This window comes from Streptomyces sp. SGAir0957, assembly GCF_043523415.1.
Window position 1 is genome coordinate 113778 of the sequence record NZ_CP027290.1, and the last position, 24665, is coordinate 138442.

Genomic DNA, 24665 nt, shown 5'->3' on the forward strand with positions numbered 1-24665 from the left:
CTGCGCCGAACGAGTCCGACCGAGGTCTGACGGTGCCGCCCCGGGGCAGTCCTGGGATATGCACGAGAAGCGGCGGCTGCGGACGAGCCACCTCGACCGGCCGGGCATCACCCGGATCCGTTCGGGGCGGGGATTCCGTTACAAGGATCCCTCGGGGCGCCCCATCACCGATGCCGCGGAGCGGGAGCGCCTGCAACAGCTCGTCATCCCGCCGGCCTGGCAGGACGTGTGGATCTGCCCGTGGCCCAACGGCCACCTGCAGGCCGTCGGCACGGACGCCGCGGGACGGCGGCAGTACCTGTACCACCCGCGCTTCCGGGAGCAGCAGGAGCTGGCCAAGCACGGTCACGTCCTGGAGGTGGCCCGTGCGCTGCCCGACGTGCGGGCGCGGGTGACGGAGGATCTCGACCGGCGCGGGCTGTGCCGCGAGCGGGTCCTCGCCTGCGCCGTACGCCTGCTCGACCTCGGGTTCTTCCGCATCGGCAACGAGTCCTACCGGCGGGACAACGGCACGTACGGGCTGACCACCCTCCTCAAGGAGCACGCCACCTGTAGCTCGGGCGAGGTCTGCCTCACATACCCGGCGAAGTTCTCCAAGACGCAGAGCCGGGTGCTCGTCGACCCGCCCGCCTGCAAGGTGCTGCGCTCCCTGCTGCGGCGGGAGGGCGACAGCCCCCGTCTCTTCGCCTACCGGCAGGGCAGCGCCTGGCACGAGCTGGACGCCGCCGAACTCAACGCCTATCTGCGCGAGAGCGCGGGCCGTGACATCAGCGCGAAGGACTTCCGCACCTGGCACGCCACGGTCCTCGCGGCGGTCGCCCTCGCCGTGTCCGCGCGGATGGCGAAGGAGTCCCGTACCGCACGCAAGGGCGCGGTCGTCCGGGCGGTGCGCGAGGTCAGCGCCTATCTGGGCAACACGCCCGCGGTGTGCCGGGCCTCCTACATCAACCCCCGGGTCATCGAACTCTTCGAGCAGGGCCGCACGATCGCCGACGACCTCGACGAGCTGGGCGACGGCGCCGCGTTCGGGCATCCGGCGACGCAGGGGCCGATCGAGGAGGCGGTGCTGAAGCTGCTGGAGTGAGGGCCTGTGGTGGGCCCCGCCGCTCCCCTGGCTGCCGCGCGCACCCGGTCGAGCGCCTCGATCACCCGGGGCAGGTTGATGTCGGCTCATGAGCAGATACTTCGAGACCCGGTTCCTCCAGATATGGGATGGGGGAGCCGGGTCTCGTCATGTGCATGGGGTTGTCAGACGTCGAACCGTCCGTTCGCCACGTACGTCAGGAAGGTGGTCATCGAGGGCTCGTCGAGGACGAGAACCGGGCCGTTCGGGACCTTGGAGTCCCGGACAGCCCGCTTGCCGGAAAACGGCGCGGCCGTCAGGGCGGCTACCTCGACGCACTGTCCGTTGGAGTCCCCGCTGTAGGAAGACTTCGTCCAGACGGCCTCTTCAAGTTCTGATGCCGTGAGGAAGCGTCCGCTGTTGGTGGTCACTGGTGCAGTCCTTCCAGGTACTTGTTCAGGAGATCCCGTGATTCGCCCGGGGAAAGTGCCGCGCTGGCGATGTTCTCGAACTCGGCTTCCAGGTAGACAACGTGGTCGGGGTCCATGGTGTGCGACCCGCCCATCGGATTGTCGATCGAGGCGACAGGCGTCCACGGGTGTCGGAACGTGAGGATCGTCATGGCTCCGTTTGATCCGTAGGACGGGTGTGCCGTCAGAGGCAGGATCTGGATGGTGACGTTCTCCATCTCGGAAGCGTCGATCAGCTTGCGGATCTGGTCCTTCATCAGTCCTGACCCGGACTCGAACTGGGCGTGAAGGGCGGATTCAGGAACGATCCCGTGGAACCGGGCCCGACTGAGGACTTCCTGCCTCGCCAGACGGATCGCGATCAGCGACTCGGGGTCATTGGACCGGGCGCTCGAATGCATCTCCCTGACGTAGCGGGGCGCTTGAACAAGGCCCGGGATGACCTTTGGGTGGATGATGCGGATGGTCTCCGCCTCCGCCTCCAGTTCGACGAAGTCGAGGTACTGCTCGCTGACACCGCTCTTGTTGGCGTATGAAGTCCACCAGCCCTTGCCGGTTGACTCCTCGGCGACACGGGCGACCTCTTCCACCCCTTCGGGGTCGTCAACGCCGATTTTCGCGCAGAGATCGAACACCTCATCGTGCGTGATGCGGTAGTAACCGCGCTCAACGCGGGAGAAGCGGGCCTGACTCCACCCCATGGCGCGCGCGGCGTCGCCGGACGGCATTCCAACTGCCTCGCGCCACTGGCGCAGTTGGGCCCCGACACGTCGCCTCTTGACTGACGGCGTCGCTCTCTTCTGCGTCATAGGCGCAGTTTGGCACGCCTGCGTCACCTCTGGCCACGTGCACGAGCGTTCGCGCCTTTTTAGCTTGTTGACGAATGTGTTGCGCTACAAAGCAAAAAAGGAGCAAGCTAACTCCGCGACGGACGTGACTGGCCGTCAGGTCAAGATCATTGGTGACGCCAAGTCACGCCTGCCCTTGCGCGGACCGGTACGCCGGTTCGGAGATCGCCCCCCACCCCCGTGAGGGGCGGTCTCCGCGCCCCACCCCGACGAGCCGAGGCCGCTGATGACGAGCCAAAGCACTACGCACCGGTCCCCTGACCGGATGGACCGCGAGAATGACACCGCCGCCCGGCGCACGGGGCCGGACCAGCCACCCATAACACCGGACCGCAACGTGCGGCTCATCCGGCTTCGTACCGAGCAGATGCGGCGTCGGCTCGACTACCTCAACGCATGGGGCCGTAACGCCTCCCGGCAGTTGGCGGTCCGGCTGGGCGGGCAGGTGCCCCGGGATCGGTCCCACACGGACTGCTTCAGCCTGACGGCCCGCGAGGACCGGCACGACCTCGCTTGGTTCGCCGAGCACGGCGGCTTCCTCGTCCTGGTGCACGCCGAGAGCGAGGTGCCCGAGTGATCATCGGCACCGTCGAGGACGTAGTGGCGGACTCGGACTCGCTGCGGGAGGACCAGGTTCTGAGCCTGCACCTGCGTCGTCGTCCCAGATCCGCAGGACAACCCTGCCCCCCGTACGAGGGGCTCTGGGTCGGCCACCTCCGGAGGGTCAGCGCGGCCAGGCTGCGTCACTGGGGCCTGTCCTGCCTCGTGGACGACGCGCAGATGGTGATCAGCGAACTCGTCACCAATGCCCTCACGCACGGCACGGGCGATGTCGTCTTCCGGTGCCTGTTCGGCACTGACGTGCTGGCGATCGAGGTGGACGACGGTTCCACCGAGCAGGCCCGCATCGCCGCGGCCGACGACTTGGACGAGCATGGTCGCGGCCTGTTCATCGTCAGCGCGCTCGCCACGCTCTGCGGCGTGAGCCCGGACGGGACCAAGACCTGGTGCTGTTTCAAAATTCCCACCACAGCCCTGCGGGGGACCGCATGACCACCCCGGCGCAGCACGCGCCGCACACCTTGGCCCAGTTCAGCGGCCCGGACTCATGACGGGCTGACAACTCGACTCCTGGCGCGGATGACGTGCTCCTCGCGATCTCCGCGCCAGGGCTCCACGCGCCGACGCCATGTCCGACGGACGGCGGCCGGTGTGGGGCGGGTCCTCCTACGGGGCCCGTCCAATCGCCTTGAACCCGCGACAACAAGGAGCACAACATGTTCGCCCACTCCGACCGCCTGCCCACGGGGCCCGCGGTCCCGCAAGGTGTCACCACGCCCGTCCCCTGGGGTGTCGGTCGTATGGCCCCGTATCCGACGACGGCGCCCGGCTACGCCGGCGTTCGCCTCGACGAGCGGACCCAGACCGCCCAGTTCTTCGACATCAACGGCATGGTCATGGAGATGCCCGGCCACGGCACCAGTACCGGAACCAACCCGGCCACCGGCACCAGTCCGGACGGCAACGGCTCCACGCAGGACACCGACACCGGCAGCGACAACGATCAGTGACTGACGCGCGTCCGGTATTGGTCGTCACCAGTCTGAACGACCCCACCGCCGACGTAGTGATTGCCGAGCTGCACGGCCGGGACATCCCGGTCGTGCGGTTCGACCCGGGGGACTTCCCCGCATCACTGTCGGTGGAGGCCGAGATCGCCCAGGACGGTGTGCATGGCCGTCTCGACACCCCGTCACGGACGGCGGACCTGGCGGGCGTCCGCTCGCTGTACTACCGCCGTCCCACCGGGTTCGCCTTCCCCCACCTCGACGAACAGGACGCTCGCTTCGCCACCACGCAGGCCCGCTACGGCCTCGGTGGAGTGATCGCGTCACTGCCCGGCTGCCGGTACGTGAACCACCCGCACCGCATCGGCGACGCCGAGTTCAAGCCCGCTGGACTCGCCGCCGCAGTCAACGCGGGATTCCTGGTGCCGCGCACCCTCATCACCTCGAACCCCGGCTCCGCACGGGCGTTCATCAAGGGCAGCGGCCACCCCGTCATCTACAAACCACTCCACAACCCGGTCTATCTCGTCGACGGCGTCTCCCAGGTCGTCAAGGTCGCCGAGGTACGTGCGGATGACATCGACGACCGTGTGGCAGGCAGCGCGCACCTCTTCCAAGAGCGCGTGCCGAAGACCGCGGACGTCCGTGTGACCGTCATCGGGCAGCACACGTTCTCCGTACGGATCGACTCCGGGCTCCTGGACTGGAGGACCGACTACGACGTGCTCCGCTACACCCCCGTCGACCAACCCGCGGCAATCGAGAAAGCCCTCCGCACATACATGGACCACTTCGGGCTCCTCTTCGGCGCCTTCGACTTCGCCGTGGACGCCGACGGCCGATGGTGGTTCCTGGAATGCAACAGCTCCGGACAGTGGTACTGGCTGGAGTCCGAGACCGGTCTGCCGATGTGCGCGGCGCTCGCCGACCTGCTGGAAGGGAAGCCGTGAACGACGACGAACAACTCCTGCACCACCTGATCGACAGGCTCACAGCCGACGGGGCCCTGCGTACAGAACCGTGGAAGCGGGCTGCCGCCGCGGTGCCGCGCCACGAGTTCCTGCGCGGCGGGTTCTTCCGCGTCGTCCCTCACACCACACCCACCGCTTGGAAGGCGGTCCACCGGAGCAGCCCGGAATGGCTGCCGACCTGCTACCTCGATGAGTCCCTGGTCACCCAGGTCGCAGGCACGATCAAGCCTGCGGACGTCCGCGGCGAGATCATGCGGGAACCCACTAGCTCCAGCACCCTGCCCTCCCTCGTCCTGCGGATGCTTGAGGAGCTACGGGTGGAGCCGGGGATGAAGGTGCTGGAGATCGGAACCGGCACCGGCTACTCGACAGCCCTGGCCTGTCATCGCCTCGGCGCGGACAACGTCACCTCCGTCGAGTACGACGCCGACGTCGCGCGGGCAGCCCGCGAAGCCCTGGGGCGGCTCGGCTTCTTCCCCACCCTCCTGACGGGCGACGGGCTCCTGGGCCACGCCGAGAACGGCCCCTACGACCGCGCCATCGCCACCTGCGCGGTGCGCCGCGTGCCTGCGCGATGGATCGAGCAGACCCGGCCGGGCGGGCAGATCCTCACCACCATCGGGGGATGGCTCAACGCCTCCGACCTCGTGCGCCTGACCGTGCACGAGGGCGGAACCGCCGCCGGACCAGTGCTGGGGGGACGCGTCGGTTTCATGCCGGCCCGCCCGCACACCCCGCCCCCGCTCGGCGTCCTGCCGGATCTCACCGTCGGCGTCGAGCGTGAGGCGCGCATCGGAGCCGACGTCCTGGCCGACTGGACCACCCGGTTCATCACTCAGTTCGCCGTGCCGACCGCCCAGCACCTGAAGCTGCGGACCGGCTCGCACGACGAGGACGTGTTGATCGACGTCGAAACCGGCGCATTCGCCGCCCTGCGAAAGGAAGGAGGCCGCTGGATCGTGCGCGAGGGTGGCCCGAGCCGCCTGTGGGAGGCCGCAGAGGCGCTGATCGGCCGGTGGCGGGCGGCCGGCGCTCCGGCGGCGGACAAGGCCACCGTGACCGTCACAGCGGACTCCCAGAGCATCCACTGGTAGGCCGTGCCCGACACGGCGCCGCGTTCGGGCATCCGGCGACGCAGGGGCCGATCGAGGAGGCGGTGCTGAAGCTGCTGGAGTGAGGGCCGGTCCCGCGACCCGGCCGCTCAGGCCTGCTTCGCTGCCGCGCGGACGCGGTCGAGCGCCTCGGGCAGGCCCCGGTCCCAGGGGGCGCCGTGGCCGGGCAGCACCCAGGTGGCCTCGATGCCGTCCAGCCGGTCCAGGGAGGCGAGGGCCTCGCCGGGGTGGAGGGTGAACGGGGCGGGGGCCGGGCCCGTGACGCCGGTGAGGACGTTGCGGGTGGTCATCGTGTCGCCGACGAAGACCGCGTCGACGCCGGGAACGTGCACGACGACGCTGCCGGGCGTGTGCCCGGGGACCCGGACGATCCGGGGCGCGCCCGGCAGGTCGAGGGTCGTGTCGTCGCCGGTGAACGTGGTCACCTCCTGGACGCCGGGCACACGGAACGCGCCGTTGCGCATCCCGTGCCACAGGAACTTGGCCGTCGCGCCGACACCGACCTTGCCGGCCTTGCCGTTCGGCTGCTTCGGCTCGCGGCGGGCCCGCGCGGCGTCGAGTTCGTGCACGTGCACCGGCACGCCGTGGTCGCGGCGCAGCCGTTCGGCGATGCCGAGGTGGTCGGTGTCGCCGTGGGTCAGCACGACACCGCGTATGTCCTCGACGGGGCGGCCCAGTGCGCGCAGTTCCGCCAGGAGGCCGTCCCAGTGCCCGGGGATGCCCGCGTCGATCAGGGTGAGTCCGTCGGGGGTGTCGACGAGGTAGCAGTTGACGTAGTCGGAGCCGATGCGGTGCAGCGACGGGGCGAGTCTCATCAGGGGGCGTCTCCTCGGACGATCGTGGTCGGCCGCTGGGAGCGTAGCCCCGGGGCCGCGGCGGCGCGGGGGGATTCGGTGATCCCCCGGGCCGCCGCGCCGCCGCGACCGGGAGAGATTCAGATCAGGCCCTGCGCCCGCATCGCCTCCGCCACCCGTTCGAACCCGGCGATGTTGGCGCCGCTGACGTAGTCGCCGGGGGTGCCGTAGCGTTCGGCGGTCTCCCAGCACACGTCGTGGATGTCGCGCATGACGGTGGCGAGTTCGTCCTCGACGCGGTCGCGGGTCCAGCTGTCGCGGCCGCTGTTCTGGCGCATCTCCAGGGCGCTGACGGCGACGCCGCCCGCGTTGGCCGCCTTGCCCGGCCCGTAGGCGACCCCCGCCTCCTTGAGGACGCGGACCGCCTCCGGGGTGACGGGCATGTTGGCGCCCTCCGACACCGCCCGCACTCCGCCCCGTACGAGCGTCTCGGCGTCGGCGGCGTTCAGTTCGTTCTGGGTCGCCGAGGGCAGCGCGACGTCGGCGGGGACCTCCCACACCGAGCCGCCCGGGACGTAGGTCGCCGAGGCGCCGCGGCGCTCCGCGTAGTCGCTGACGCGGCCGCGCTCGACCTCCTTGATCTGCTTGAGCAGGTCGAGGTCGATGCCCTTCTCGTCGACGACGTAGCCGCGCGAGTCGGAGACGGTGAGGGCGACGGCGCCGAGCTGGTGCAGCTTCTCGACGGTGTAGATGGCCACGTTGCCCGATCCGGAGACCAGCGCCTGGCGTCCGGCCAGGTCCTCGCCGCGCTTGCGGAGCATCTCGGCGAGGAAGAGGACGTTGCCGTAGCCGGTGGCCTCGGTGCGGCCGGCCGAGCCGCCCCAGCCGGTCCCCTTGCCGGTGAGCACGCCGCTCTCCCAGCGGTTGGTGATCCGCCGGTACTGGCCGAACAGGTAGCCGATCTCGCGGCCGCCGACGCCGATGTCACCGGCGGGCACGTCCGTGCTCTCGCCGATGTGCCGGTACAGCTCGGTCATGAACGACTGGCAGAACCGCATGACCTCGGCGTCCGACTTGCCGTGCGGGTCGAAGTCGCTGCCGCCCTTGCCGCCGCCGATGCCGAGGCCGGTCAGCGCGTTCTTGAATATCTGCTCGAAGCCGAGGAACTTCACGACGCTCAGGTTGACCGACGGGTGGAAGCGCAGGCCGCCCTTGTAGGGGCCGAGCGCGCTGTTGAACTCCACCCGGAAGCCGCGGTTGACGTGGGTGCGGCCCGCGTCGTCCTGCCACGGCACCCGGAACACGATCTGCCGCTCGGGCTCGCAGAGCCGCTCGACGAGCGCGGCCTCCGCCAGCTCGGGGCGGGCGGCGAGGACCGGCGCCAGTGACTCCAGGACCTCGTGCGCCGCCTGATGGAACTCGGGCTGGGCGGGGTTGCGGCGCACGAGTTCGTCGTGGAGCGAACTCAGGGTGTCCCGCGTGTCCTGGGCGGTCGTGGCGGCTGTGTTCATGAAGCAGTCCCTTCCGGGCCGGCGGCTCTCGCGTGTGCCCGTCGATGCGACCGGGCGTGCTCTGCATGGTGGCAGAGCAGTGCTCTCCTGATGCACGGGGGTCAAACGGGCCCGGCTCCAGAAGTGCCGCACGCCACCCTCCCGCGCCACCCTCCCCGCGTCCGGCGGCCGCCCGCCGGACGCGGGGATGTCTCACGGTCAGCGCGCGGAGCCCCGGATGGTGTCGATGACGCGGGTCCAGTTGTCGCCGCCGTGGCCGCCCTTCAGGGCGCCGCGGTAGTGGGACTGGACCGCCAGGGGCAGCGCCAGGTCGAGGCCGAGGGTCCTGCTCGTCTCGACGATGTGGTCGGCGGTCGCGCCCATCATCGTGACGGTGCTGAGGTCGCCGGGGTGTTCGCCCGCGTCGAGCGCGGCGCCCGGGTGCTCCTCGCCCGCCCGCAGGATGGCGCCGATCGCGTCGGCGGAGGCGAGCAGCTCCGGCAGCGCCTCCTTCGCCTTCATCCCGGCGGTGCCGAGCATCGCGGTGGCATGCATCAGGGCGGACAACGTGCTGAGGAAGACGGCGAGTTGGGCCTGGTACATCATCTGGGCGAGGCCCGGGTCCTCGCCCAGGTACTTCGGCGTGCCGAGCAGCGCCAGCGCCTCCCGGTGCTCCGCCAGCGCGTCGGGGCCGCCGCTGTAGTAGACGTGGGCCGCCTCCGTGCCGACCATCGGCGCCGGGACCATGACGCCCCCGGTGAGGAAGGCGGCGCCGTGCTCCGCGGCCCAGCGCGCCGCCTCGCGGGAGCGGTCGGGGGTGTCGGAGCTGAGGTTGACCAGGGTGCGGCCCCGGAGGGCAGCGGTGGCGGTGCCGAAGATGTCGTACATCGCCCGGTAGTCGGTGAGGCTGAGGAGGACGAGGCCGCTCGCCCCGACCGCATCGGCGGGGGCCTCCGCGCGCGTCGCCCCTTCGGCGACCAGGTCGTCGGCGCGGCTCGCGGTGCGGTTCCAGACGGTGACGGGGTGGCCCGCGGCGAGGAGGGTGCGGACCATCGCCTGCCCCATGGGGCCGAGGCCGATCACGGTGACGGGGCGGAGGTGTGGGCGCTGCGAGTTCTGCGAGTTCTGCGAGTTCTGCGAGTTCTGCGAGTTCTGCGGGTTCTGCGGGTTCTGCGGGTTCTGCGGATTCTGGATCTTGTTCACGTCTCCATGCTGGAGAGCGGCACCGCCCCGGGGAAGTACCTACTATTTTCTGCGGTACTTACCTTTTCGTAAGTCCCAGGTATCTCAGGAGTCTCCGGCCCCCGGCCCAGTGAGGAACGAAACGTGGCGAAGGCACCCCGGCGCGGACCGTACATCTGCGGCATCGACGCCGCGCTCGACGTGGTCAGCGGCAAGTGGAAGGGGCTGATCCTCTGGGAGCTGCACGCCCACGGCGTACGCCGCTTCGCGGAGCTGCGGCGCGGGATGCCGGGGGTCAGCGAGAAGATGCTGACGCAGCATCTGCGCGAGATGGAGGAGGACGGCCTCGTGCACCGCGAGGTCTACGCCGAGGTGCCGCCGCGCGTCGAGTACTCCCTGACCGAGCACGGGCACACGCTCAACCAGGCGCTCGCCCCGCTCGGCGTCTGGGGCGCCGAGCGGGTGCTGCGCGAGGGCTTCGGGCGGCCCGACGACCTGGAGGAGCCGGAACGGCTCGGCGCCGCCCGCTGACGCGGAGTCCTACTCCTCGTCGGCGTTGTCGTCGTCGCGCAGGCTGAGCGCCAGGTCGTTGTTGACCGTGAAGAACGGCTTCGTCCGGGTGCGGCCCCGCTCCGGGTGCGTGAGGTGGACGGCGGGCACCGTGTCGGCCTTCTTGCGGTCGACGATGTCGCCGCCGATCCGGCCGACGGGCACGGGCCCGTCGGTGGCGCCCCCGGGGTGCAGACGCAGGTCCCACAGGTCGTGCTCGTCGACGCGCAGGGCGAGGGCCTCGGCGTAGGGGAGGGTGAAGGTGAAGTCCCGTTCCCCGTCGCCGTCGTTCGCCCGGCGGGTGACGGGGACGCCGAAGTCGTGGGTCGTGTCGTGGCGGGAGACGGCGACGACGCGGGCCGCGTCGGTCAGCGCGACCGCCGGGCCCCCGGTGAGCAGCCGGGCCGTGACGGTAGCCCCGTCCTCGTCCTGCACGAGAGCGGTGATCTCGGCGTGCGCGGGGCGCTGCCAGGTGCGCAGGGCGAGGAAGCCGTCGGTGGTGGCGTAGGGGAGCCAGGAGACGACGTGGCCGTGCGAGGTCAGCGGCGGGCGGCCGACGCGGCGGGCCTGCTCGGCGAGGGTGACGGCGAGCCGTATGCGCTTGTCCTTCGTGCCGCGCCGCACGACGTAGCAGTCCCAGCGGCCCTCGGCGAGCTCGTGCTCGGCCGGGTCGAGGGTCACCTGGAACGCGCGGCCCCCGGCGGCGCTCTTGACCTGCTGGACCGGGAGGCGCACCTCGCGGCCCTTGCTGTCGCGGCGCAGGCGCGCGAGGAAGTCGAGCTGGCCCTCCGGCAGGGTCGCCGGGTCCAGGACGACGGTCACGGCGCCGTCGGCGGTGGCGCGGGCGTGCGCGGTGGGCCGCGGCGGCTCCGGCTCGGCCGGCTCGGCGGCGACGGGCGTGCGCGACGCGGCAGAGGAGGCGGGCAGCGCGCTCCGCAGGCGCTTCCAGAGGGAGCCCTTGGCGGGGCGGCGGGCGGCGGAGAGCTCTTCGAAGAGGGTTTCGTAGCGGCGTGCGATCGCGTCGGGGGCGAACGTGGCCGCGCGTTCGCGGGCCCCCTCCCCCAGCTTGGAGCGCAGGTCCGCGTCGCCCATCAGACGGTCGAGGGCGATGGCGTAGCCGTCGACACCGGAGTCCAGCGGGACAAGCACGCTGTTCACGTCGTGGTCGATGATCTCGGCGGGGCCGTGCGGGCAGTCGGTGGCGACGACCGGGACGCCGCAGTGCATGGCCTCGACGATGGTCATGCCGAACGACTCCATGTCGGAGGAGACGGCGGCGATGGCGCCCTTGGCCCACTCGGTCTCGATGGGCGAGGCGGGACCCATCAGCAACACGCGCTGGTAGAGACCCAGTTCGTTGATCCGGGCGCGCAGGGCGGGCTTGTCGGGGCCACGGCCGTAGATGCGCAGGGTCCACTCGGGGTGGGCGTCCGCGACCTTGGCGAAGGCGTCGATGAGCCGGTCGTAGCGCTTGACGGAGACGAGCCGTCCCGCGGCCACGATGACGTTCGAGGTGCGGTCGGAGGGTTCGACGTCGGGCACCGGGACGCTGTTGGGGACGCAGAGGATGCGGGCGCCGACGTCCGGGAGCGCGGCGCGGTACTGCGCAGCGTCGGCCTCGGAGACGGTCACGAAGGCGTCGAGACCGGCGACGGCCCGGTTCTGGTGGCCGCGCAGCGTCGCGTTGTGGGCGTCGAGGCTCAGGTGTTCCTGGCCGACGCGCAGGTAGCGGGGCTGTCCGTCGCGGGCGAGATACCCGTTGAGGTCGGGGCGGGTGGCGATGACGACATCGGCGTCGGTGTCGCGCAGCCACGCCCCGATCCGCTCGTCCTGGAGCGCGGAGTAGGGCAGGCGGGCGGAGTTCGCGGCGGCGCCGGTGTCGGGGAACATCGTGCAGGGCTGCTGCCGGAGGGGGTGGCCGCCCTCGTACGTGGGGGCGTCCTCACGCATGTCGATCAGCGAGGAGAGGACGACCCGCTCGTCGAGCGGGATAGCCGGTTCGTCCTGGACCCGGTGGACGCTGACGACTTCGACCTCGTGCCGGGTGGCGAAGGCGCGGGAAAGGTTCGCGGTGGCGCGGATGGTGCCGCCGATGCCGTACGCGTTGTTGATGAGGAACGCGATCTTCACTTGATGTTTTCCCTCTGCGCGCCGGCCGCTATACATGCCCTACACATGTGCCGGGCTATTCAAATCCACAGTTCGTTCACATGTCCAACGCGACATAACGGTGTATCAGTGTCTTTTACCGCTGATTAAGGTTGCGGGTGAAGAAGTCTGTGAGCTGGTCGACGGCCGGATCGATGTACTGCTTCCGGTCATACAGGTCGACGTGGGTCGCGCCGTCGATCCAGTGCAGCTCGGCCGGGCCCGTCGCTCGCTGGTGCACGTCCACGGCCATCCAGGACGTGACCGCGCGGGCCCCGACGATCTGGAGCAGCGGGCGCGGCCCGATCAGCGGGACGGCGTGGAAGGCGTCGAAGAGGGCCAGCCTGTCCACACTCTCCCAGGCGAGGGACTTCGCCGAACGCTCGTGCCCGCCGCGCGGCGTGCAGTAGTACTCGAAGCCCTCGCGGCCGTGCTCCCCGCCGAGCGCCTCGGCCTGTTCGGCGGTGTCGGGGAACATGGCCATGGCGCCGGGGTCCTCGCCGCGCGCGGCGGCGCTGCGGGCTTCGGCGGCCGCGCCGAGCAGGCCCCGGAAGACCTCCGGGCCTTGCGTCCCGTCGGCCCCGAGCCGGAACTGGCGGGCCACGTCGACCCCGCTGACCGTGGCAACGGCCCGCACCCGTGGGTCACTTCCGGCCGCCGCGAGCGAGTAGCCGCCCGAGGCGCAGACGCCGAGGAGACCGATACGGCCGGCGTCGACGTCGTCGAGGGCGGCCAGGTGGGACACGGCCGCCTTGAAGTCCTCGACCCGCTGCGCCGGGTCCTCCAGGCCGCGCGGCGAACCGCCGGACTCCCCCTGGTGGGCGGCGTCGAAGGCGAGCGTGGTGAACCCGCGCTCCGCCATCCGCCGCGCGTAGGTCCCGGACGTCTGCTCCTTCACGCTGGTGCCGGGGTGACCGACGACGAGCGCGGGGCGCGGGGCGGCGGCCGCCGGGGTGTCAGGTGTGTACAGGTGCGCGGCGATACGGATGCCCGCGCTGGTGAAGGAGGTATCGGTCCGGGACACGTGGGTGGTGGATACGTGCGAGGTGGATACCTGGGAGGTGGATACCTGGGGGGTGGACATATCTGACTCCTGGGAGATCGTGACCTGTTTGAGCGGTGACACTGATGCTTGGTGCCTTCACGATCGCCCGCGCTCCACCGCACCGAAAGAGACAGGTTTCCGGCCGGGAAGGAACCTTCCCCCCTTGCTCCCCCACCGTCGCCGCCCGCGCGGCAAGAATGGGCGCAGGCATCTGCTTCAGGCAGCTACTTGAGGAGTGGTGGTGCGGTGACGCACGGTCTCGCGGACTCGATCGAATCGATGGAACAGCTCGCCGTCGTCTGGCGGGCCATGGTGCTCGACCGGGACCCGGACGCGGACGTGCGCGACCTGCCGGGCATCGCCGTGCGCTGGGCGGACTGCCGGTTCCCGTTCTGGAACTGCGTCACGCTGACCGAGTCGGACGTGGACCCCGCGCTGTTGCGACAACGCCTCGGCGAGGCGGCGGAGATCATGCGCGCGAAGAAGCGGCCCGGCTTCCTGTGGGTCTTCGAGGACCTCGTCCGCGACGACGCCCGCGCGGCCCTCGACGACGCGGCCGGGCAGGCCGGGCTCGCGTACGCCTTCCCGGGCACGGGCATGGCGGGCGACTTCCTGCCGATCCCCGAGCCGTCACACCCCGAGCTGACGTTCGTCCGGGTGTCGACCGACGCACACCTGCTGGCCTACGCCGACCTCAACTCACGTGCCTACGGGTTCGAGCCGGAGGACGGACGGGACGGTCTGGCCGGCTCCGCGTTGTGGCGGGAAGGTGTGCACGCGTATCTCGGGCTGCGCGACGGGACGCCGGTGACATGTGCGGCCTCGGTCGAGGCGGAGGGGCGTCTGTTCGTCGCGCTGGTCGCCACCGATCCGGCCTTCGAGCGGCGCGGGTACGGCGAGGCGGTCACCCGTAAGGCGCTGTACGAGGGGGCGCGGGCCACCGGACTGACCCGCGCGACGCTGCACGCGACGGCCGCGGGTGCGCCGGTGTACCCGCGGATCGGCTTCGTGCCGAACTCGCCGATGCGGTTCTACGCGCCGGCCTCCGTCTGAGCCGGTGTCGCCGGCGCTGCCCCGGTCCATGAGGTGAGGATGCGCAGCGCGTCCTGCGCCGGGCTGTCCGGTTCCGCCGTGAGCACCATCAGGCGCTGCCCCGATCCGTCGGGGCAGGCCCAGGTGTCGCAGTCGAGTGTGAGGTCGCCGACCAGGGGGTGCCGGTAGCGCTTGGTGCCGTAGGCGGCCGTGACGACCCGGTGCTCGGCCCACCAGGTGCGGAAGTCCGCGTCGCGGAGCGCCAACTCTCCTACGAGGGTGGCGAGTTCGGGGTCGTCCGGGTCGCTCGCCGCCTCCATCCGCAGTGCGGCGACGGCGTCGCGGGCGTCGTGTTCCCACTGCGTGTGCAGGGCGCGGATCACGGGGTCGGTGAAGAGCAGACGTACGTAGTTGCGCTCGGCGGGGCGGAGGGCGGCGAAGTCGGTGTAGAGCGCGGCGGCGGCCGGGTTCCACGCCAGGACGGAGAGGTGTCTGCCGAGGACGAGGGCGGGTGTGTGGGTGAGCTGGTCGAGGAGGCGCAGCATCGCCGGGCGGGGGCGTTGCGCGGGCCCGCGGCGGCGCGGGCGCGGCCTGGCGTCGGACCGGCCCGCGATGTCGTACAGGTAGGTCCGCTGGTCCTCGTCGAGGCGGAGTGCGCGGGCCAGGGTGGCGAGCACGGAGGCGGAGGCGCGGACCCGGCCCTGTTCGAGGCGCGTGTAGTAGTCGACGCTGATCGCGGCGAGCCGGGCGACCTCCTCGCGGCGCAGGCCCGCGACCTTGCGCCGGGTGTCGTTCGTGGCGCCGGCCGTGGTGAGGCCGCATTCGCGCAGGGTCAGTTGCGCGCGGCGGGCTTTGAGGAAGGCGCCGAGGTCGCGGGGGTCCGTCACGGGCCCCTGAGTATGAGTACGCGTCACCTGAACACCCCGCCCCGTCACCTGGTCGCCCCGCTCATGGCGTGCGCCTCCAGGACGGCCGCGGTGAACGCGTCCGGGCGCTCCTGCGGCAGATTGTGCCCGGCGCCCGGCACCACGTGGTGGGTCCAGGGGCCGGTGAAGTGCGGCGCGTAGGAGCTGCCGTCGGTCCACGGCGTCACCCCGTCCGCCCGGCCGTCGAGCGTGACCGTGGGCGCGGTGATTTTCGGCTGCTCCAGGAGGCGGCGCTCCAGGTCCGCGTACGCGGGTGCGCCGGGGGCGGCGCCGAGCCGGTGGCGGTAACTGTGCAGGACGACGTCGACGTAGTCCGGATTGGTCCACAACCGGGCGGCCCGGGCGAACTCCTCCTCGGTGAACCGCCATTCGGGCGAGTTGCGCTGCCAGACGACGCGGGCCAGGTCCTCGGTGTTGCGGGCCAGGCCCTTCGCTCCGCGCTCGGTGAGGAAGTAGAAGAAGTACCAGAAGCCGAGCTCCAGTGAGGGTGCCAGGGGCTCCTCGGCGCGGGCGAGGTTCTGGATGAGATAGCCGTTCACCGAGACCAGGCCCGCGCAGCGGTGCGGCCACAGCGCGGCGGCCACGCCGGCGGCGCGCCCGCCCCAGTCGTACCCGGCGTAGAGGGCGCGCCGGATGCCGAGCGCGTCCATGTAGGCGATCAGGTCGGCGCCGAGGGCGGCCTGTTGCCCGGAGCGAGGTGTGTCGGCGCGGCGGAAGGTGGTGTCGCCGTGGCCGCGCAGGTAGGGGATGTGGCTGCGGAAGCCGTGCGCGGCGAGCGCGGGGGCGACCTCGGCGTAGGAACCCACCGGGTCGAAGGGCCAGCCGTGAAGGAGGATCACCGGCACGCCGTCGTCCGGGCCGACGGTGTGGTGCGCGATGTCGAGGACGTCGGTGCGCACATGGCGCACCGGGCCGAGGGGTCTGCTGCTCACATCGAGCCTTTCCGCGGGTTAAGGGGTGGGGCTCAGGGACGGGCCCACAGGCCCAACCGGCCCAATCGGCCCAACAGGTCCGACAGGTCCGACAGGTCCGACAGGTTCAATAGGTCCTAAAGCCCCAAGTCGTAGGCCAGGCAGGAGTAGTGGTTCCACGCGCCTTCGGGGTGGTACGTGGTCCTGGCCCCGGCGTCCGGGTCCGGGGCCACGTCCTCGCTCATGTCCTCGAAGCGGATCCGCTCGGGGAGCTTGCCGAAGCGCGCGTGCCGGGCCGCTGCCGCGGGGTCCGTCGTACGTTCGGGCGCGAGTCGCGTCGCGGGGTGTGTCGTCACTGTGTCGTGCATGGTTCGCCTCCGCTCTGACTGGTGACAAGCCTGACCCAGCTTCCGTCACCAGTCAAGACGGTTACTCGAAACAGAAATCATCACGTCACCACCTTGACCGGTTACTGATCAGCATGTCAGAGTCGGCCCGCACCCCCAACCACCCCCCAGCCACCCCCCAACCACCCCTCAGCCACTCCCCACCGAAGACGTACGGACGGAAGGTTCCTCATGATCGACAGGCGTACTTTCACCAAGGCGATGGGCCTGGCCACGGGCGCGGCGACCGTCTCCCTGACCGGCCTGCAAGGCGTCTCCGCCGCGGCCCCCGCGACGACGTCCGCCCCGCACACGTCGTTCCCGGCCCTGAAGCAGGTCAAGGCCGGTCTGCTGGACGTCGGTTACGCCGACCTCGGCCCCAAGCACGGCCCCGCCGTGATCCTGCTGCACGGCTGGCCCTACGACATCCACAGCTACGTCGACGTCGCCCCGATCCTCGCCGGTCAGGGCTATCGCGTGATCGTCCCCCATCTGCGCGGGCACGGCACGACGCGGTTCCTGTCCTCCCGGACGTTCCGCAACGCCCAGCAGTCGGTCGTCGCCCTGGACATCATCGCGCTGATGGACGCACTGAAGATCCACAAGGCCGTGATCGCCGGTTTCGACTGGGGTTCGCGGACCGGCGACATCCTCGCCGCGCTGTGGCCGGAGCGCGTCAAGGCGCTGGTCTCGGTGAGCGGTTACCTCATCACCAACCGCGCGACGCAGGCGGAACCGATCTCCCCGGCCGCCGAACACACCTGGTGGTACCAGTACTACTTCGCCACCGAGCGCGGCAAGAAGGCCATGGAGCGCGCGGACCTGCGCCACGACCTGACCAAGCTGGTGTGGCAGACGGTCTCACCGACCTGGGGCTTCGACGACGCCACCTTCGAGCGCACCGCCGCCGCCTTCGAGAACCCCGACTACGCCGCGATCGTCATCCACAACTACCGCTGGCGCCTCGGCCTGGCCGAGGGCGAACGCCGCTACGACGGGCTGGAGTCGAAGCTGGCGGCGGGCCCCTCCATCGCGGTGCCGACGCTCACGATCGACGCGCGGTACGACCCGTTCACGGCGCCCGGCGACGGAGCGGGGTACCGGTCCAAGTTCACCGGGAAGTACGAGCACCGTACGTTCGCCGTCGGGCACAACGTGCCGCAGGAGGCACCCGCGGAGTTCGCACAGGCCGTCGTCGACGTGGACCACTTCTGACGCAGTACGTATGAACACATGTACGACTGTGTGTGAGACATACCCACTCCGGCGACGCCCCCGCGTGAGTACGATGCCCTGCATCCACCATTACGAGGGAGTGACCGGTTGTGACCAGCCAATCAGCCGACACGCTCCGGTCGCGGTATGTAGCCCAAGCCGCGTCGGATCTGGAAGAGAACCGTCGCCGACAGCAGGAACTGGCCGAGAAACTCCGGATGTTGAAGCAGGAGGAGGCGCTGCTCGTCGACATCATCGGTCTTGCCGAGCGGTCCCCGCTGCCCGGCCAGGCGCAGGGCGAGCAGGGCGACACCGCCGCCAGGCCGCCCGCCGCCCGCGGTGAGACGCGCCGGCCGCTGCTCGGCACGGTGCTCATGAGCCTGCTCGCGGCCCATGAAGAGCCGCGCCTGGCCAAGGAGTTGCGCGACGAGCTGATGCGGGAGCACCCGGACCGGACGCCCACCCCGCAGGTCGTGCGGAACACCCTGGAGTCGCTGGTCGCCAAGGGGCGGATCCGCCGCCACAAGCAGCAGCGGTCGGTGATGTACTCCCTCACGGAGAAGGCTGTCTGACACCGCACGGGGGATCGCACACATACACGCACACATGCATGTGCGTCAGCGCATGCGTCAACACACGCGTCAACACATCCGCGGCCACACCGCACCCCGTAGGGCTCAGCTCTGCGCGCTGTGCTGACGGGCCCGGTAGCTGGCGGCCTTGACCCGGTTCCCGCACGTGCGCATGGCGCACCATTCGCGGCGGTGGCCGCGCGAGCGGTCCAGGTAGGTCTGGGTGCATTCGGGGCGGGCGCACTCGCGCAGCAGATCGCCGTCCTCGCCGCCGACGATCTCGACGGTCTCACGGGCGAGCGCGGCGAGCCCCTGGGCGACCGAACCGGTGCGCGTCGCACCGTCCGGGCCGAGCCGCAGCGTCACGGGCACGCCCGAGGCCTGCAGGTTCACCTCTGCGACCGCGTCGGCGGGCAGTTCCCTGCCGTCCATGCGCGCCGTCACCAGGGAGTAGATCGACTCCCGCAGATCCACGGCGAGGGCGAGGTCGACCTCGCTCGCGCCCGGGGCCAGGTCGAGCATCCCGGACTCCACGAACCAGGCGTCGAGCAGCTCGGGGGTGGCGAGCTTCTCCGTCGGCAGGTCGTTGCGTCGTGCGCGCAGGGTGCCGACGAAGTCGAGAGGGAGCGTCCCGCAGGGAAAGGCATGGTTCACGTAACCATCCTGAGCGGTGAGTGGCCGGAAAGCAAGCCTCGCTTTTGACTTAGACTAAGTCCAACATAGGATGGCTTCCATCTGAGACATGCTGCTGAAGGAGCGAGCTGTGCCCGAGAACAACCAGAAGCCCCTGACCTCGGCGGCCGGCGCCCCGGTCGCCGACAACCAGAACTCGCTGACCGCCGGCGCACGCGGGCCGATGCTGCTGCAGGACGTGTGGTTTCTGGAGAAGCTCGCCCACTTCGACCGTGAGGTGATCCCCGAGCGCCGGATGCACGCCAAGGGCTCGGGCGCATTCGGCACGTTCACGGTGACGCACGACATCACCCGCTACACCAGCGCGAAGATCTTCTCCGAGGTCGGCAAGAAGACCGACATGTTCGCCCGGTTCTCCACCGTCGCCGGTGAGCGCGGCGCGGCCGACGCCGAGCGCGACATCCGCGGCTTCGCCCTGAAGTTCTACACCGACGAGGGCAACTGGGACCTGGTCGGCAACAACACCCCGGTCTTCTTCTTCCGCGACCCGCTGAAGTTCCCCGACCTGAACCACGCGGTCAAGCGCGACCCGCGCACCAACATGCGCAGCCCCGAGAACAACTGGGACTTCTGGACCAACCTGCCCGAGGCCCTGCACCAGGTCACCATCGTCATGTCGGAGCGCGGCATCCCGGCCTCGTACCGGCACATGCACGGCTTCGGCTCGCACACCTACAGCCTGGTCAACGCCGAGGGCGAGCGGTTCTGGGTGAAGTTCCACCACCGCACCCAGCAGGGCATCAAGAACCTCACCGACGCCGAGGCCGAGGCCCTGGTCGGCAAGGACCGCGAGTCGCACCAGCGCGACCTCTTCGACGCGATCGAGCGCGGCGACTTCCCGAAGTGGAAGCTGTTCGTGCAGATCATGCCGGAGGCGGACGCGGCCCACTACCGCTTCCACCCCTTCGACCTGACGAAGGTGTGGTCGAAGAAGGACTACCCGCTGATCGAGGTCGGCGAGTGGGAGCTGAACCGCAACCCGGACAACTACTTCGCCGACGTGGAGCAGGTCGCTTTCACCCCGGCCAACGTCGTGCCGGGCATCGGCTACTCCCCCGACCGGATGCTCCAGGGCCGCCTCTTCTCCTACGGTGACGCGCAGCGCTACCGGCTCGGCGTCAACCACCACCAGATCCCGGTCAACGCCCCGAAGAACCCGGTGAACTCCTACCACCGCGACGGCGCCATGCGCGTCGACGGCAACCAGGGCGCCACCCCCGGCATCGAGCCGAACTCCTACGGCCGCTGGCAGGAGCAGCCCGCCTACCGCGAGCCGAGCCAGGCCGTCGGCTCCGTCGCGGACCGCTTCGACTTCCGCGAGGACGACGCCAACTACTTCGAGCAGCCCGGCAACCTGTTCCGGCTGATGAGCCCCGAGCAGCAGCAGGTGCTCTTCGAGAACACGGCCCGCGCGATCAACGGCGCCTCCGAGCGGACGATCGAGCGCCACATCCACCACTGCACGCAGGCCGACCCGGCCTACGGCGAGGGCGTCCGCAAGGCGATCGAGGCGCTGGCCGCCGGGACCCTCTGACACACAGCACAACGGCACACCGGCACACCGGCACACCGGCACACACGACACACACATGGCCGACAACGCCCCGCACACCTGCTGTCCCGGGTGTGCGGGGCGTTGCCCGTCCCCACACCTCCGTCCCCCACACCCCGCACGACACACTTCACACCCCACACCACCCACACCCGCAGCTCCGGAGCAACCCCTCATGGATCACCTCACCACCGACCAGACCGAGCGCGTCGTCGCCATCGCCATGGACCTCGCCCGCGCCGGGGACACCGCCGAGCTGACGGAGTTCGTGGGGCACGGGCTGCCCGTGGACGTGACCGACGCCCAGTCCAACACGCTCCTCATGCTGGCCGCCTACCACGGCCACGCCGACACCGTACGGGCCCTGCTGCGGCTCGGCGCCGACCCGGACCTGCCCAACGACCGGGGCCAGGTCGCGATCGCCGGGGCCCTGTTCAAGGGCGCGGACGACGTGGTCGCCGTCCTGGTGGAGGCCGGCGCCGATCTGGCCGCGGGCGCCCCGACGGCCCACGAGGCGGCGGCCATGTTCGGCCGCGCGCACCTGCTCCGGGAACAGCCGCACAATCGGCAGCACTGAGTGATCGAATCCCGGGTACACGGGCGCGCATGACAGTCGACACCGATACCCCCGGTCGTCTCTCGGCGGAGCGCGCGGAGCGCAGCCTGCGCCGTGTGCGCGTCTTCTACGCGGCCGGGACCGCCCTGTGGGCGGCCTCCGCCGCCTGGACCGCGTGGACGCACCCGGGCAGCCGGCAGATGTGGGTGGCCCTGCTCCTGCTGACCGTCTTCGGCGGTCTGCTCGGGGTCACGTCCCGGTTCCTCGCCGGCGCGGCCCCCGCCCGGCCCGCGCCCCGGCCGGCCCCCCGGTCCCCGTCCGGGCGCCTGGTCGGCGCGACGGTGCGGCGGGCCGCGATGGGCGCAACGTCCTGGCGGTGACCCCGGCCCCCGCGAGGACGGCGGCCGTGAGGGTGCCGAGGACCACGGTGGTGAGGGTGCCGGTGCTCAGGCGCAGGCCGACGTCGGCGGAGTTGGCCTGCCCGAGTCCGGAGGCCATGCCGGCCAGCGGGGCCAGGGTGACCAGGATGCCGAGGGCGGCGCCGACGGCCACGACGAGGACCGTCTCGCCGATCGCGGTGCGGAGCAGCTGAGCGTCTGTGCCGCCCGCCGACCTCATGACCTCGTAGTCGCGGCGCCGCGCGTGGGCGGCCATGGCCATGGAGTTGGCGACGGCGAGGACGCTGTAGCCGACCGCGATCACGATCAGCATCATGGCGAGGCTCTCGGTGAGCCTGGCGTCGGTCTCGTAGTCGGCGAGGGCGTACGCGGCGGCGTCGTGCAGGGCGGTGCCCGGGATCGCCGCCGTGGCCTTCGCGGCGCCGGGCACGAAGATGTCGTCGGTGAGGGCGGCCGGGTCGTGGGTGCGGACCAGGGCGCGGGCGACGACGAAGTCGCCGCGGGCCGGGTCGTCGGGCAGGACCGAGGCGACGCGCAGGGTGACGGTGGCGCCGTCGGCGAACCGGACGGGGACGTTCTCGCCCCGCTTCAGGCCGAGTTGTCCCGCGACGCGTTCGCCGAGGACGGCCTCGCCGGGCCGGTTCCAGCGCCGGTCGCGGCTGCCGAGGACGTCGAGGACGGTCTTGTCCGGGGTGACGAAGGCGCGGGTGGGGAGCGCGGCCTTGCCGACCGGGTGGGCGGCGACCACCTCGTCGGTGTTGCCGGGGATGCCGTCCGGGGTGACGATCGTCTGCCCCGCGACCTTCAGTGCCTCACCCGCCGGATAGGCGGCCCGCATCGTCTCCACGGCGCCGCTGAGCAGGACGGCGAAGCCGACGGCTGCGACGACGGGCGCGGCCAGGGCGGCGGCGCGGCGCGGGTCGGCGACGAGTCCGGCGCGGATCAGGACGGGAGCGGCCGAGTCGCCGCGCTGGAACGGCGCGGTGAGGAACCAGCCGACGGGCCCGATGAACGCGGGGGTCAGGAGCGCGGCGGCGACGATCAGCGTCATCGTGGCGAGGATCGCCAGGGTGACCCGGTCGTCGGCGCCGGCGGCCGCGGTCCATACGGCGAGCAGCACACCGGCGCCGAGGACGGCGAGCCCCGCGGCCCAACGCCCGCGCCCCATCGCCTTGTTGACGGTACGGCTGTCGCGGAGCGCCTCGATCGGGGCGACGCGCGCCGCCTTGCGGCCTGCCGCCCAGGCGCCGATGGCGCTGACGCCGACACCGACCGCGCACCCGGTGAGCAGCGGCCACGCGGCGACGGTCACCCGCATGTCCGGCGGGGCCACGTCCAGGCCGTCGAGGAGGTCGCGCAGCAGGGGTGCGGCGGCGACGCCCGCGACGCAGCCCGCGAGCGAGCCGAGCAGCCCGACGACGGCGGCCTCCCCGAGGATCATGCGCCTGATCTGCCGCGGGGCGGCGCCGATGGTGCGAAGGAGGCCGATCTCGCGGCGGCGCGCCCCGGTCGCCAGGGCCAGCATGGAGGCGACGACGAAGACGGTGGTGAACAGGGCGAGCAGGGCCATGGCGCCGATGAGCTGGACGCCCAGAAACCGTTTGTGGGCGATGTACTGGGGCTGGAGTGCGGCGCGGCCGTCACCGGAGACCACGTCGCCCTTGTCGCCGACGACCTTCTCGGCGGCGTCGACCAGCGCCCCCGTACGGGCGCCCTTCGCGGCGACGAGGCCGAGGGCGCGGACGCCGGGCTGCTGCCGTGCGGCGAACGCCTCGCCGAAGTAGTAGCCGGGTCCGTCGACGAGGCCGACGACGGTGAACTGTCTGCGACCCTGGGTGAGGTTGACGGTCAGTTCGCTGCCGGGGACGACGCGCAGGTCGCGGCCGACGACGACCTCGCCGTCCGTGTCCGGGGCACGTCCCGCGACCAGCTTGTACGGGGCCATCAGGGCACTGTCGAAGCCGTGCCCCGCCTCCAGGGCGCCTTCGTCGGCGACGGGCTCGCCGCCGATGACGGCCTGGGCGTAGAAGGAGCGGTCCACGACGACGCGGCCGACGCCGGGGACCTCGCCGAGCCGGGCGGCCAGCGGCGCGGCCTCCGCCCTGCTCCACGGCATCCGGTCCTCCGGGCTGCCGTCCACGTCGGTGGCCTGCCGGGGCAGGGCCAGGGCGGCGGTGCCCGCGTAGCGCGGCTGGGTCGTGGGGCGCGCGGAGTCGTGGATGACGAGGGTGGTGGTGATCAGGGCGACGCCGGCCAGCACGGCGAGGAAGGCGCCGAGGAAGGACGACCAGCGTTCCCGTACGTTCGCGAGGATCAGCATCACGCCTCCAGGCGGGCCATGTGGGTGGCGATCGCGGCGGCGTGGTCGGCGCCGGACGCGCGGTCGAGGGGGACGCGGTCGGCGACGCGGCCGTCCTTGAGGAAGACGACGACGTCGGCGTGGGCCGCCGCCACCGGGTCGTGCGTCACCATCAGCGTCGTCTGACCCTCCCGGTCGACGAGCGTCCGCATCATCGTCAGCACCTCGCGCGAGCCGGCCGTGGAGAGGGCGCCGGTCGGCTCGTCGGCGAAGAGCACGTCGGGGCGGGTGACCAGGGCGCGGGCGAGGGCGACGCGCTGCTGCTGGCCGCCGGAGAGTTCGCTCGGGCGGTGCCCGGCGCGGTCCGCGAGACCGACCGCGGCGAGCGCGTCCGCGACCTGCTCACGGCTGACCTTGCGGCCGGCGAACCGGGAGGGCAGCCGCACGTTCTGCGCCGCCGTCAGCGACTCCACCAGGTTGAACGCCTGGAAGACGAAGCCGACGCGGTCCCGGCGCAGCTCGGTGCGCTCCTTCTCGCCGAGCTGCCCGATGTCCACGCCCGCGAGGACGATCCGCCCGTCGGTCGGCCGCTCCAGGCCCGCCGCGCACTGCAACAGCGTCGACTTCCCCGAGCCGGACGGGCCCATGATCGCGGTGAAGGTGGCGCGCGGGAAGCGGAAGGAGACGCCGTCCAAGGCGGTCACCCGCCGTCCGCCGGTGCCATGGACCTTGCGCACACCGTGCAGTTCGACCGCGTCGTGCACCGGAGTCTGTGTCGTCATGCCCCGCATTCCACGTCGGCGGGGGTGGGCGGAGCACTGACGCGCGCTCTACTTCAGAGGTAGAGCCAGCTCTACTCCCTTCCCCGAACTCCCCGGCTACGTT

At 71.3% G+C, this 24665-nt stretch carries 26 protein-coding genes; 12 read left to right on the forward strand and 14 right to left on the reverse strand.

Features of this window, described 5'->3' with window-relative positions:
• Positions 1–58 precede the first annotated feature (58 nt).
• The gene (locus C1N81_RS00920; protein ID WP_394425713.1) at positions 59–1084 is read left to right on the forward strand and encodes a DNA topoisomerase IB; all 1026 of its coding nucleotides are present in this window, start codon (positions 59–61) and stop codon (positions 1082–1084) included.
• 164 nt (positions 1085–1248) lie between these two features.
• Here the strand turns inward: C1N81_RS00920 and C1N81_RS00925 are convergent, their stop codons facing one another.
• Both C1N81_RS00925 and C1N81_RS00930 read right to left on the reverse strand, forming a co-directional pair.
• A complete protein-coding gene (locus C1N81_RS00925; protein ID WP_394425715.1) occupies positions 1249–1494 on the reverse strand; it encodes a DUF397 domain-containing protein in 246 nt (81 codons plus the stop codon).
• Complete coding sequence (locus tag C1N81_RS00930) at positions 1491–2342, reverse strand: helix-turn-helix domain-containing protein (protein WP_394425717.1); 852 nt, start codon at positions 2340–2342, stop codon at positions 1491–1493. Before C1N81_RS00930 ends, C1N81_RS00925 begins: the two co-directional genes overlap by 4 nt.
• 304 nt (positions 2343–2646) lie before the next feature.
• Between C1N81_RS00930 and C1N81_RS00935 the strand changes: the two genes are divergently transcribed.
• The 5 genes from C1N81_RS00935 to tgmC all read left to right on the forward strand — a co-directional run bounded on the left by C1N81_RS00935 (position 2647) and on the right by tgmC (position 6014).
• Positions 2647–2958 (forward strand): hypothetical protein, encoded by a 312-nt coding sequence (locus C1N81_RS00935; protein WP_394425719.1) that lies wholly within the window; start codon positions 2647–2649, stop codon positions 2956–2958.
• Positions 2955–3434, forward strand: coding sequence for an ATP-binding protein (locus tag C1N81_RS00940; protein WP_394425720.1), 480 nt, complete (start codon positions 2955–2957; stop codon positions 3432–3434). The genes C1N81_RS00935 and C1N81_RS00940 overlap by 4 nt, the downstream gene beginning before the upstream one ends.
• A gap of 224 nt (positions 3435–3658) precedes the next feature.
• Positions 3659–3952 (forward strand): putative ATP-grasp-modified RiPP, encoded by a 294-nt coding sequence (gene tgmA, locus C1N81_RS00945; protein WP_394425722.1) that lies wholly within the window; start codon positions 3659–3661, stop codon positions 3950–3952.
• Positions 3949–4899 carry an ATP-grasp ribosomal peptide maturase gene (tgmB, locus tag C1N81_RS00950; protein WP_394425724.1) on the forward strand — a complete coding sequence of 317 codons (951 nt, stop codon included), beginning with the start codon at positions 3949–3951 and terminating at the stop codon, positions 4897–4899. Before tgmA ends, tgmB begins: the two co-directional genes overlap by 4 nt.
• On the forward strand, positions 4896–6014 hold the full coding sequence (gene tgmC, locus C1N81_RS00955; protein WP_394425726.1) for an ATP-grasp peptide maturase system methyltransferase: 1119 nt from the start codon (positions 4896–4898) through the stop codon (positions 6012–6014). Before tgmB ends, tgmC begins: the two co-directional genes overlap by 4 nt.
• A 107-nt stretch (positions 6015–6121) precedes the next feature.
• Here tgmC and C1N81_RS00960 read toward each other — a convergent pair whose 3' ends face one another.
• From C1N81_RS00960 to C1N81_RS00970, 3 genes are all read right to left on the reverse strand, one after another.
• Positions 6122–6847 (reverse strand): MBL fold metallo-hydrolase, encoded by a 726-nt coding sequence (locus tag C1N81_RS00960; RefSeq protein ID WP_394425729.1) that lies wholly within the window; start codon positions 6845–6847, stop codon positions 6122–6124.
• Between the two features lie 119 nt (positions 6848–6966).
• A complete protein-coding gene (gdhA, locus tag C1N81_RS00965; RefSeq protein WP_394425730.1) occupies positions 6967–8337 on the reverse strand; it encodes an NADP-specific glutamate dehydrogenase in 1371 nt (456 codons plus the stop codon).
• A 198-nt stretch (positions 8338–8535) separates the two neighbouring features.
• Positions 8536–9399 (reverse strand): NAD(P)-dependent oxidoreductase, encoded by an 864-nt coding sequence (locus C1N81_RS00970; RefSeq protein WP_394426215.1) that lies wholly within the window; start codon positions 9397–9399, stop codon positions 8536–8538.
• A gap of 243 nt (positions 9400–9642) precedes the next feature.
• Here C1N81_RS00970 and C1N81_RS00975 point away from each other — a divergent pair, with 243 nt between their 5' ends.
• On the forward strand, positions 9643–10029 hold the full coding sequence (locus C1N81_RS00975; protein ID WP_394425733.1) for a winged helix-turn-helix transcriptional regulator: 387 nt from the start codon (positions 9643–9645) through the stop codon (positions 10027–10029).
• 9 nt (positions 10030–10038) lie between these two features.
• Here C1N81_RS00975 and C1N81_RS00980 read toward each other — a convergent pair whose 3' ends face one another.
• Both C1N81_RS00980 and C1N81_RS00985 read right to left on the reverse strand, forming a co-directional pair.
• Positions 10039–12177 (reverse strand): glycosyltransferase family 4 protein, encoded by a 2139-nt coding sequence (locus C1N81_RS00980; RefSeq protein ID WP_394425735.1) that lies wholly within the window; start codon positions 12175–12177, stop codon positions 10039–10041.
• Positions 12178–12292: 115 nt separating this feature from the next.
• Complete coding sequence (locus C1N81_RS00985) at positions 12293–13219, reverse strand: alpha/beta hydrolase (protein ID WP_394425737.1); 927 nt, start codon at positions 13217–13219, stop codon at positions 12293–12295.
• A 300-nt stretch (positions 13220–13519) separates the two neighbouring features.
• Between C1N81_RS00985 and C1N81_RS00990 the strand changes: the two genes are divergently transcribed.
• The gene (locus C1N81_RS00990; RefSeq protein ID WP_394426217.1) at positions 13520–14293 is read left to right on the forward strand and encodes a GNAT family N-acetyltransferase; all 774 of its coding nucleotides are present in this window, start codon (positions 13520–13522) and stop codon (positions 14291–14293) included.
• On the opposite strand, the gene C1N81_RS00995 is transcribed toward C1N81_RS00990, so the two are convergent.
• The 3 genes from C1N81_RS00995 to C1N81_RS01005 form a co-directional block, all read right to left on the reverse strand.
• Complete coding sequence (locus C1N81_RS00995) at positions 14272–15159, reverse strand: helix-turn-helix domain-containing protein (protein ID WP_394425739.1); 888 nt, start codon at positions 15157–15159, stop codon at positions 14272–14274. The genes C1N81_RS00990 and C1N81_RS00995 overlap by 22 nt on opposite strands.
• Before the next feature lie 44 nt (positions 15160–15203).
• The gene (locus C1N81_RS01000) at positions 15204–16130 is read right to left on the reverse strand and encodes an alpha/beta fold hydrolase (protein ID WP_394425741.1); all 927 of its coding nucleotides are present in this window, start codon (positions 16128–16130) and stop codon (positions 15204–15206) included.
• 116 nt (positions 16131–16246) lie between these two features.
• On the reverse strand, positions 16247–16477 hold the full coding sequence (locus tag C1N81_RS01005; RefSeq protein ID WP_394425743.1) for a hypothetical protein: 231 nt from the start codon (positions 16475–16477) through the stop codon (positions 16247–16249).
• Positions 16478–16687: 210 nt separating this feature from the next.
• On the opposite strand from C1N81_RS01005, the gene C1N81_RS01010 reads away from it, so the two are divergent.
• Both C1N81_RS01010 and C1N81_RS01015 read left to right on the forward strand, forming a co-directional pair.
• A complete protein-coding gene (locus tag C1N81_RS01010) occupies positions 16688–17710 on the forward strand; it encodes an alpha/beta fold hydrolase (RefSeq protein ID WP_394425745.1) in 1023 nt (340 codons plus the stop codon).
• Positions 17711–17820: 110 nt separating this feature from the next.
• Positions 17821–18282, forward strand: coding sequence for a hypothetical protein (locus C1N81_RS01015; protein WP_394425748.1), 462 nt, complete (start codon positions 17821–17823; stop codon positions 18280–18282).
• Positions 18283–18387: 105 nt separating this feature from the next.
• Here C1N81_RS01015 and C1N81_RS01020 read toward each other — a convergent pair whose 3' ends face one another.
• Positions 18388–18936 carry a CGNR zinc finger domain-containing protein gene (locus C1N81_RS01020; protein WP_394425750.1) on the reverse strand — a complete coding sequence of 183 codons (549 nt, stop codon included), beginning with the start codon at positions 18934–18936 and terminating at the stop codon, positions 18388–18390.
• A gap of 109 nt (positions 18937–19045) precedes the next feature.
• On the opposite strand from C1N81_RS01020, the gene C1N81_RS01025 reads away from it, so the two are divergent.
• Both C1N81_RS01025 and C1N81_RS01030 read left to right on the forward strand, forming a co-directional pair.
• Positions 19046–20509, forward strand: a complete 1464-nt coding sequence (locus C1N81_RS01025) for a catalase (protein ID WP_394425751.1) — start codon at positions 19046–19048, stop codon at positions 20507–20509.
• Between the two features lie 193 nt (positions 20510–20702).
• Entirely contained in the window at positions 20703–21104 is a 402-nt protein-coding gene (locus C1N81_RS01030; protein ID WP_394425753.1) for an ankyrin repeat domain-containing protein, read from the forward strand.
• A gap of 106 nt (positions 21105–21210) precedes the next feature.
• Here C1N81_RS01030 and C1N81_RS01035 read toward each other — a convergent pair whose 3' ends face one another.
• Genes C1N81_RS01035 through C1N81_RS01045 form a run of 3 tightly spaced genes read right to left on the reverse strand, consistent with a single transcriptional unit; the run spans position 21211 to position 24571 of the window.
• Positions 21211–21336, reverse strand: a complete 126-nt coding sequence (locus C1N81_RS01035) for a hypothetical protein (RefSeq protein ID WP_394425755.1) — start codon at positions 21334–21336, stop codon at positions 21211–21213.
• A complete protein-coding gene (locus C1N81_RS01040; RefSeq protein ID WP_394425756.1) occupies positions 21333–23801 on the reverse strand; it encodes an ABC transporter permease in 2469 nt (822 codons plus the stop codon). The genes C1N81_RS01035 and C1N81_RS01040 overlap by 4 nt, the downstream gene beginning before the upstream one ends.
• A complete protein-coding gene (locus C1N81_RS01045) occupies positions 23801–24571 on the reverse strand; it encodes an ABC transporter ATP-binding protein (protein WP_394425758.1) in 771 nt (256 codons plus the stop codon). Before C1N81_RS01045 ends, C1N81_RS01040 begins: the two co-directional genes overlap by 1 nt.
• Positions 24572–24665 lie beyond the last annotated feature (94 nt).